The organism is Dehalococcoidia bacterium (genome assembly GCA_035310145.1).
Classification (GTDB): domain Bacteria; phylum Chloroflexota; class Dehalococcoidia; order CAUJGQ01; family CAUJGQ01; genus CALFMN01.
The window spans coordinates 38,063-46,586 of the sequence record DATGEL010000035.1 but is presented as its reverse complement, the minus strand read 5'-3'; the positions used below and the strand labels follow the sequence as shown (position 1 = coordinate 46,586).

General features: G+C 69.8%; 12 protein-coding genes. 8 read left to right on the top strand and 4 right to left on the bottom strand.

All coding sequences use genetic code 11. The features are described from left to right. The first annotated feature begins 136 nt into the window (after window positions 1–136). The 7 genes from VKV26_06390 to VKV26_06360 all read left to right on the top strand — a co-directional run bounded on the left by VKV26_06390 (window position 137) and on the right by VKV26_06360 (window position 3,514). The gene (locus VKV26_06390; protein HLZ69527.1) at window positions 137–580 is read left to right on the top strand and encodes a hypothetical protein; all 444 of its coding nucleotides are present in this window, start codon (window positions 137–139) and stop codon (window positions 578–580) included. A gap of 167 nt (window positions 581–747) precedes the next feature. Then, the gene (locus VKV26_06385; protein HLZ69526.1) at window positions 748–945 is read left to right on the top strand and encodes a DUF1059 domain-containing protein; all 198 of its coding nucleotides are present in this window, start codon (window positions 748–750) and stop codon (window positions 943–945) included. Between the two features lie 57 nt (window positions 946–1,002). Then, window positions 1,003–1,308: a hypothetical protein gene (locus tag VKV26_06380; protein ID HLZ69525.1), complete on the top strand. Its 306-nt coding sequence runs from the start codon at window positions 1,003–1,005 to the stop codon at window positions 1,306–1,308. Between the two features lie 66 nt (window positions 1,309–1,374). Further along, a complete protein-coding gene (locus tag VKV26_06375; GenBank protein HLZ69524.1) occupies window positions 1,375–1,869 on the top strand; it encodes a DinB family protein in 495 nt (164 codons plus the stop codon). 257 nt (window positions 1,870–2,126) lie between these two features. Continuing rightward, window positions 2,127–2,771 (top strand): hypothetical protein, encoded by a 645-nt coding sequence (locus VKV26_06370; GenBank protein ID HLZ69523.1) that lies wholly within the window; start codon window positions 2,127–2,129, stop codon window positions 2,769–2,771. A 261-nt stretch (window positions 2,772–3,032) separates the two neighbouring features. Beyond that, window positions 3,033–3,272 carry a hypothetical protein gene (locus VKV26_06365; GenBank protein ID HLZ69522.1) on the top strand — a complete coding sequence of 80 codons (240 nt, stop codon included), beginning with the start codon at window positions 3,033–3,035 and terminating at the stop codon, window positions 3,270–3,272. After that, complete coding sequence (locus tag VKV26_06360; protein ID HLZ69521.1) at window positions 3,269–3,514, top strand: DUF2630 family protein; 246 nt, start codon at window positions 3,269–3,271, stop codon at window positions 3,512–3,514. The genes VKV26_06365 and VKV26_06360 overlap by 4 nt, the downstream gene beginning before the upstream one ends. A 19-nt stretch (window positions 3,515–3,533) precedes the next feature. On the opposite strand, the gene VKV26_06355 is transcribed toward VKV26_06360, so the two are convergent. The 4 genes from VKV26_06355 to VKV26_06340 form a co-directional block, all read right to left on the bottom strand. Continuing rightward, the gene (locus VKV26_06355) at window positions 3,534–4,745 is read right to left on the bottom strand and encodes a CaiB/BaiF CoA-transferase family protein (GenBank protein ID HLZ69520.1); all 1,212 of its coding nucleotides are present in this window, start codon (window positions 4,743–4,745) and stop codon (window positions 3,534–3,536) included. Window positions 4,746–4,886: 141 nt separating this feature from the next. After that, entirely contained in the window at window positions 4,887–5,264 is a 378-nt protein-coding gene (locus VKV26_06350; GenBank protein HLZ69519.1) for a hypothetical protein, read from the bottom strand. 30 nt (window positions 5,265–5,294) lie between these two features. After that, the gene (locus VKV26_06345; GenBank protein ID HLZ69518.1) at window positions 5,295–6,053 is read right to left on the bottom strand and encodes an SDR family NAD(P)-dependent oxidoreductase; all 759 of its coding nucleotides are present in this window, start codon (window positions 6,051–6,053) and stop codon (window positions 5,295–5,297) included. A gap of 161 nt (window positions 6,054–6,214) precedes the next feature. Then, window positions 6,215–7,156 (bottom strand): serine/threonine-protein kinase, encoded by a 942-nt coding sequence (locus tag VKV26_06340; GenBank protein ID HLZ69517.1) that lies wholly within the window; start codon window positions 7,154–7,156, stop codon window positions 6,215–6,217. A gap of 611 nt (window positions 7,157–7,767) precedes the next feature. Between VKV26_06340 and VKV26_06335 the strand changes: the two genes are divergently transcribed. Further along, on the top strand, window positions 7,768–8,388 hold the full coding sequence (locus VKV26_06335) for a hypothetical protein (GenBank protein ID HLZ69516.1): 621 nt from the start codon (window positions 7,768–7,770) through the stop codon (window positions 8,386–8,388). Window positions 8,389–8,524: the final 136 nt, after the last annotated feature.

The window sequence follows — 8,524 nt, the reverse complement described above, 5'->3', positions numbered from 1 at the left end:
CCCACGCTGCGTCCGTCAGTTCTCCCCGCCCGACCATGCCCAGCTCCTGTGGTGTGCACACCCTCCTGCACAGGATACCGGGCAACGGGTCCATTCATCAGACAGACCCTAATCCCCCACCGCCGCGATTCGCTCCGTGGCCTTCGCCGCCCCCGTCCTGATCTCACGCGCCGCGCCGGCGGCCGATCCGCAACGCCAGAGCTTCACCGTCGTGGTGCAGGACTCGGAGGCGGCGGTCAGTCCGGCGGACTTCCTCGACCACCTCACCCAGGGCGCCCAGGAGGCGGAGGACGCTCCGCTCTACCGTGACGGCAAGAAGATCGGCCTGGCCGAGACCATCGTGATTGTGACCCGCGTCGCCGGCGACGACGTGGCCGGCCTGATCGCCTGCAGCGTCGAGCTGCCTGAGGGCAACCTGCTGTTCCACGGCTCTGCCCACCTCGCCGGCCTGGCCACGGGCGCCGCGCTTCCCGTCGTCGGCGGCACCGGAACCTATCGCGGCGCCAGGGGCACGGTGACCCTGATCGCCGCCGAGGACGGCACGCACACCACGCTGAACTTCGACATCTCCATGGAATAGAGGGGAATAGAGGGGAATAGAGGCGGGCGGCGCGCAGGTGGGTGGGCGCGCCGTCTTCGCAGTCGACGCTGCAGGCCCTATCCGGCCGACCTTCCCGCCGTATCTCACCACACGGACGGCCATCGCCGGTTCTTGCGCCCGCGGGCGGGGTCCAGGGGGTCGCCAGGATGCGCGTGCAGCAGGCCTTCATTTGCCGGGACACGGGAATCGACCCGGCCTGCGACTGGGAGGCGCGCGACACGGACGAGCAGGAGCTGCTGACGAGCGCCTGCGTGCACCTTCAGCGCCGTCACGCGGCCGCCTGTGATGCGCGCCAGTTGCGCTCGCTTCTGCGAGCAGCGGTGCGCGGCGTGGGCGGAATCTGACGGGCAATGGCATAGAGCTGACGGAACCGCTTCCGCCAGAGCCAGGAGAAAGTTGTCATGATCGTCGAGCGGTTGACATTTCAGGCAAAGTTTGGTCAGGGTGATACCATCACGCAGGCGTTCAAAGAGTTCAACGAGAAGTTCGCGCCACGGTACGGTGTCACCGGCCGGCTGCTGGTCGACGTGACTGGCCCGATGTTCACCGTCGTGGCCGAGACCGAGTATCGCGACATGGCGCATGTGGCCGAGACGGAAGCCGGGATGCAGGCAGCGTTCGCCGATTCGGAATGGCAAGGCTGGTTCGCCGCCTGGCAGGGCGCCGTGACGTCCGGCAGCCGCGAGCTGCTGCGAGTGGTCGCCTAGGATCGGGCGTGCGCCGGGCGCCGTCACGCCGCCCGGCGCACCGCATCGCACAGAGGAGCGCGCAGCATGGAGATCGCAACGTTGCGCCAGGCGCTTGAGACGTCTTTTCAAGAGAACCGCGCCCTGATCTCCGCCTTGAGCGACGCCGATCTAGCACGGCGCACACCAAACCCGAAGTGGCGCGTGCGCCAACTCGCGGCGCACATCGCGCAGGACGACGGCGGCACGACCTATGTCGGCAAGCTGCTGGCGAGGGGCAAGAACGCGAAGGCGCCGGACCTCCTGATCAACCTCGCCAACTGGTGGGGGTTGCGCAAGTACCGCAAGGCCCACGCCGCCGACCTGCTGCCGGTGATGGATCAGAAGCACCGCGACCTGCTCGCCTGGATCGAGACACTGACGCCGGAGCAGCTGCAGCGCGACGGCGAGATCTCACAGCTGGGCCGCATGACGCTGGGCGAATTTCTGGACAGGAATCAGCAGCACAGCCGCGAGCACGGCAACGAGATCCGCGCCGCGCTGGGCCAGTCGCGGCCTGCCCGCGAGCGGCAAGCCGGGTAATCCCCGGCCGCGCCGCTCGGGGCGACACTCGTCGCCCGTCCTGGCGGGCCAGGCGACGGCGAGGCTCTGGCAGCAGCCTCGCCGTCGCGGCGTGTCCCGTACCTGCTGACCGAGGCGATCGGACACGGCGCCGCCCGGCGAATCCAACCGCGCCGGCCCGGCGTACTCTCTGCGAAGCCTGCAGGCACTTCCCACACATCTGACCGTGGTGACTGCTGACGATCGCCGCAAGACGGCGCGGCGAGAGTCCGTCCTCGTTGGGCGCGCTCGCGTCGAACGGTCGGCAGTCGCTGCCCAAACTCAGGGAGAGATTCATGCCCTTCTCCTCGCTGCGCTCAGGGCGTATCCTCACCGCGGCCGTCGCGCTCGTGGGGGCTGCGCTGCTGTCACATGCCGTATCCGCCCAGCAATCTGGCGCCACGTTCGACATGGTGCCGGGTGCGGGCATCGCTTCCTGCCTTCCCAACGCCCACGGACACGTCAGCATCCGCTCCGAGGGCGTCGTCGAACGCATGCGCATCGACGTGCGCGGCCTTCCAGCCAATGCGCAGTTTGACCTCTTCGTGACCGAGCTGCCGAACAAGCCGTTCGGCATCGCCTGGTACCAGTCCGACCTGGAAACGAACAGCCACGGCGAGGGCCACGTGGAGGTGGTGGGCCGCTTCAACGTTGAGACGTTCTCTGTCTCCACCGGCGGCCCGGTGACCACCTTCCCGCCGACGCACATGTACCATCTCGGCCTCTGGTTCAACGACCCGCAGCTGCCGTTCGACCTCGGCTGCGAGCCGGGGCAGGCCAAGCCTTCCGTGACGCCGTTCAACGGTGAGCAGCACGCCGGCATCCAGGTGCTGAATACGTCGAACTTCCCCGACAACGCCGGCCCGCTCAGCCTGGTGAAGTAGGGCACCCGGCCGCGGCGCGGCCACTGCTCCATCCCGAGCCCTTGCCGACGCAGCGCAACCGTGCGCACGGTTGCGCTGCGTCGGCCGTGCTGCCAGGCCATGCTCACACCGAGGCTTCAGCGGTGCGCGGCGTGGCGGGCGCCTTCCACCCCGCCGCCCGCCGGCGCCCGACGCCAACTTGGGGACGCCACGGGCGGCGGCTCGGCCGCATCGTGTACGCTGCATGTGACCGCAGATCAACGGTGCGGCGCAGGGGGCACGATGTCCGCGCAAGATGACGGGGCAGCCAGGCCGGCTCACCCGGCGGAGTCAGCGGCCACACCGCCGGCCGAGGCGCCGCTCGATCCGGTCGAGGAGGCGGACGAGGAGTCGTTTCCCGCCAGCGATCCGCCGCCCGGCCCGGCGCACATTGGAGGGCCTTCCGCGCCGCCCGAGCGCGACGCGAAAGGCCGCGGCGGCTCGATCAGCCCCTCCGGCCGCAGCAGAGGAGATCACGCGTGAACGACCGCAGGATTCTGGACCACATCAACGAGCTGGTGGATGAGGAGCACGCGCTCTACCGCCGCGCTGAGGAGGACGGCGGCCTGAACGCGGCCGAGCGTGAGCGATTGCACCAGCTCAAGGTGCAGCTCGACCAGGCGTGGGACCTGCTGGACCAGCGCCGGGCGCTGCGCGGCGCCGGCCGCGACCCGAACGAGGCGCACGAGCGCTCCGCGAATCTGGTCGAGAACTACCAGCAGTAAGCGACCCGCCACCCCGGCGTCAGTCCGCGGCGGCGGGCAACCGCGGCGCGGCGATCACGCCCTTCTCGGCCAGCGCCGCGATCTGCTCGTCCGTATAGCCGAGCCGCTCGCGCAGGATCTGCGCCGTGTGACCGCCGGGGGCGTCGGCGCCGGTGTGCGGGCCGCCAGGGGTGCGCGAGAGCTTGACGGGTGTATTGGAGACGCTGAGCCGGGCGCCGTTCCAGGCGGGCAGCTCCACCACCATCTGGCGCGCCTGCACCTGCGGATCGGCTACCACCTGGTCGACGCCGTTCACCGGCCCCACCAGGCAGACCGGCGCCAGCAGCGCCAGCCACTCGTCGCGCGGCTTCTGCTTGAAGACCTCGATCAGGATCGGCTCCAGCGCCGCGTGGTTCTTCGTGCGCAGCCGGTTCGTCTTGAAGCGCTCGTCCAGGATCAGATCGTCGCGGCCGATCGTGGCGCAGAACAGCTCCCAGTCCTTGACGCCGGCCAGCACGAACCAGCCGCCGTCGCTCGTCTCGAATGCCTGAAAGGGCGTCGTCAACGGGTGGCGCGTGCCGATGCGGCCCGGCACCTCGCCCGTGGCGCAGTAGCGGATGATCGCGTTCTCCAGCAGCGCAACCTGAGCGTCGAGCATCGCCACGTCGATGCGCTGGCCCTTGCCGGAGCGGTCGCGTTCTACCAGCGCCGAGAGCACGCCGATCGCCGTGAACAGGCCGCCGGCCATGTCGCCGATCGAGTAGCCGGGCCGGGCGATGGGTCCATCCGGGTGGCCGGTGATGCTCATCACGCCGCCCATGCCCTGCACGATCACGTCCACGGCGCCGCGGTCGCGGTAGGGGCCGGTCTGGCCGAAGCCGGACGTTGACGCGTAGATCAGGCGCGGGTTCAGCGCGGCCATGCGCTCGTAGCCGAAGCCCAGCCGCTCCATCGTGCCGGGGCGGAAGTTCTCGGTGAGCACGTCGACCTGCGGCGCCAGGCCGTAGACGATCTCCTTGCCCTCGGGGCTGCGCAGGTCGAGGGCGAGGCTTTGCTTGCCGCGGTTGACGCTGAAAAAGTAGGTGTTGATGCCCTCCACAATCGGCCCGCCGCCGCGGTTGTCCTCGTTGGCGGCCACCTGCTCGATTTTCCAGACCTCGGCGCCGAGGTCGGCCAGTTGCATCACGCCGTAGGGTCCGGCCAGATGCCAGGTGAAATCGAGCACGATGATACCGTCGAGCGGTCCGGGCATGGTCTTTCCTCACAACATCACGATGCGACTTTTCGCTGCCGCCAGTATCCCCCACCACGCGGGCGCCAGGCACGCACCGGCGCCCCAATCGGCCGGCGGCGCGAGTGTCGCCAACATTCTCGCGGGCAGCCGCGCGGGCGCCTATGCCGGGCGCCCGCGCCGGGCGCGGGCCGGCCGTTTGGGCGCCGGTGCCGGGGCTTCCGCGGCCAGCGTGCGCAGCGCCTGCTCGGCCAGCTCCGGCCAGGCGGCTTCGTGCGCGTACGGCACCTGCACCCAGGCCCGCATCGGCCGGCCGGCCATCGGCTCGAAGAGCGTGGCGCCGGGCAGATCGAGCGCGGCGCGGTGCTCCGCGCCCGCCAGCTTGAACACCATCTCGCCCTGGTAGAAGCCGGCGAAGAGCTTACCGTTCAGCTTCAGGCAGGGCATGCCGAACGCTTTGCCGGCCGTCACGGGGCCGTCACCGCCGCCGAGCGCCGCGCCGATCGCGTGGTAGCGGCTCGCCGCCGCATCTTCACTCATCGCCGTGTCCTCTCCCGCCACCTGCGTCTCTCAGGCCATCGTCAGCCCGCCGCTCACCGAGAGCGTCTGGCCGGTGATGTAGGCGGCGTCGGGGCCGGCGAGGAAAGCGACGGCGCCGGCGATGTCCTCCGGCTTGCCCAACCGGCCCCAGGGCACCGCCCGCTGCAGCGCGTCACCCAGCCGCGGGTTACCCTCCTTCAAGCTCGCCAGCAACGGTGTATCCGTGGGGCCGGGGCAGATGCAGTTGACGTTGATCTGGTGCCGGGCCAGCTCGCGCGCCAGCGTCTTGGTGAAGGCGATGATGCCGCCCTTGGTCGCCGAATAGACCGCCTCGCCCGTCGAGCCGACGCGGCCCGCATCCGAGGCGATGCTGACCACGGCGCCGCGCCCGCGCTCGACCATTCCCGGCAGCACGGCCTTGCAGCAGTGAAACGTGCCCTTGAGGTTGATGGCGATGATCCGGTCCCAGGTCTCCGGCTCGCTCTGCAGAAACGGCTCGATCTTGTCCCAGCCGGCGTTGTTTACCAGCACGTCGATGCCGCCCAGCTCGCGCTCGACCGATGCCACCGCCTGGGCCACCGAGGCGGGATCGGTCACGTCGAGCTGGACGGCCAGAGCGCGATCGCCGGCCGCGTTCGCCGTCAGGGCGGTGGCGCGAGCAGCCTGGAAATCGAGATCGGTGCAGGCGGTGTTGGCGCCGTCCTGCGCCAAGCGCAGGGCGATGGCGCGGCCGATGCCGCTGCCCGCGCCCGTGACCAGCGCCACGCGTCCGCTGAGCGGTCCTGCCATGCTGCGCCTCCGGTCGGGAATAGGGACAAGGGAACAGGGAACAGTATAGGCGGTGAGCGGCTTGCGGAGGCGAGCCGTGGCCGAGACACAGGACTGAGCGCGCGGCGAAGCTGACGCTGCTGCCTGGTTGCTGTTGGCCAGCTAGAGGGAAGCCGACGCGATCAGCCGAGCGCCTGAGCGACGACCACGGCCGTGATCACGACGGCGATCAGCGCCACGAAGCCGACGGCCATGGCGCCGGCCAGCAGCAGCATGCGCCGCTCGGCGTCGGGCACACGCGCGGCCTGCTCTTCGGCGAAGGCAAAATCGGCGGACGTGAGCTGCTGGTAGCGATCGAGATCGGCGAGCAGCGCCGCGGCGTCCTGGTAGCGCTCGTCGGGGTTGCGGCGCATCGCCTTCGCCACGATGCCCGCCAGGCCCGGCGGCACGCTCGGCGGCAGCGCGTCCGCCTGGCCGGAAAGATGCTGCTGCATCACCACCAGCGGGTCGTCGCCGGGGCGGCCATAGGGCGGGCGGCCCTTCAACATCTCGTAGAGCAGGATGCCGAGCGCGTAGATGTCGGTGCGGGCGTCGCCGCGCTTGCCCTGGATCTGCTCTGGAGCCATGTAGGCGGGCGTACCGTGCGCGTTGGTCAGCCAGCGCCAGGTCATGCGCCGGGCGCCGTCCATTAAGGCGATGCCGAAATCGATGATCCGCGCCGTGCCGTCCGGCGTGACGATCACGTTCTCCGGCTTCAGGTCACGGTGATAGACGCGCTGTTCGTGCAAATACTGCAGGCCGGCGGCGAGCTGCCGTGCGATGCTGACCGCCTCGTCCACCGGCAGGCGGCCGCGCTCGCGCAGGATGCGGTGCAATGGTGTGCCGTCGACGTACTCGAGCACGAGGTAGGGCGCGGAACGGTTGTCGCCGGCGTCGACCGCGGCCTGGATGTTGGGATGGCGCAGCGCCCGCGTGATCTGCATCTCGCGGCGAAAATGCTCGAAGACCGTGGGATCGCCCAGCAGGCTCTCATCGGGCCACTTGAGCACGACCTGCTGCCCGTTGCGCGTGTCGCGCGCGAGATACGTCGCGGCGAAGCCGCCTTCGCCGAGCGGCCGCTCGATCTCGTAGTGGTCGATGCGCTCGCCGAGCTGGTGCAGTGGCCACCTCCCGGCTTCATCTTATCGCAGGCGCATCATTAGGTTCGCTGCATGCCGTACGTGCCCTGCTCCCAAACGCCGCCTCCTGCCGTACGCCGCGGCGGGGCCGGCCGAGCCCGGCAGCGAGAGATGGCAAGCGGAGAAGCTGGAGCGAGCATGCGCGCGTGCAGATGCTTACGCGGCGATTGGCTCCGCCGCTACGGCTGCCGCTGGCAAGCCGGTGGTGCCACCGACCGCGGTCGCTGTTGGCGTCGGAACGCGCGCGACGTAAACAATTATTAGCACTCAATCTTTCTGAGTGCTAAACTGACCAGCGGCGCCGGCACCCGGCGCCAGTGAAGCTGCGAGAGCGCCATCCCCGCCTCGGCAGCCACGGAGGAGGAAGGTGTTTGTTCTGTCGCGCATCCACCGTTCGCCCGCGGTCGGCGGCTCGCGCCTCCCGCTCGCGGGCGTGACCGCGTACTGTGTGCCGGTGATTCCCACGGTTCGGTTCGCCGGGGCCGCAGGCTCCGGCTGAGATTCGAGCCAGTTTCTGGAAGCGTCTTGGAGGCGCTCCTATGTTACGCAAAGTTGCAATGCCCCTCGATCTGGCGCTCGGCAGCCTGCTGGCGATCGCCGCGGCGGCGTTCGGCGTGGTCGGTTTCTTCGCCGGACTGAAAGATAATTCCCACACCACACAGTGGTTCCTCGCGGCGCTGATCCTCGGCGTCCTCTCCGGAGCCGTACTCGTCGACGAACTGCGCACGGCGGCTGGCGACCAGGCCCGGCGCGTCGATGCCTGGCTCGGCAGCCTGCTGTTCGTGCTCGCGCTCGCGGCGGGGGTAGTCGGCTTCATCGTCGGTCTGGCGAACAAGGCGCACGCAAGCACCTGGCTCGTGAGCGGCGTCATCCTGGCGGTCCTCAGCCTTGCCGCGACGATGGACGAGCTGCGCCGCAACCGTATGGCTGCCGGCGCTGACGCCTACGCCGGGCTGGGGGTAGCGTTTGGTCTGCTCGGCCTGGCGCTCGGCGTCGTCGGCTTCATCCTCGGCCTCGCGAGCAAAAGCCACGCCGATGTCTGGCTGTGGGCCGCGGTGGTGAGCAGCGTCGTGGCGCTCGGCTGGGTGTTCGAGGCCGAGCATCGGGCCGTGCTCGGTATCGCGCGGGAGGCTGGACCGCAGCCGCTCGGTGGCCCCGGTCTCGCCGGCACCAGTTGACACGGCGTGCCACTGCCCCCGGTAACGGCTGCACACGAGGCGGGGTTGCGAAGCCGCGGCCCCGCCTCCGCGATCTGGTGTTTGAGCGCCTCGACCCCGTCCGGCGAGAGAGACAGCCCCGCGACGCTCGCCCTCG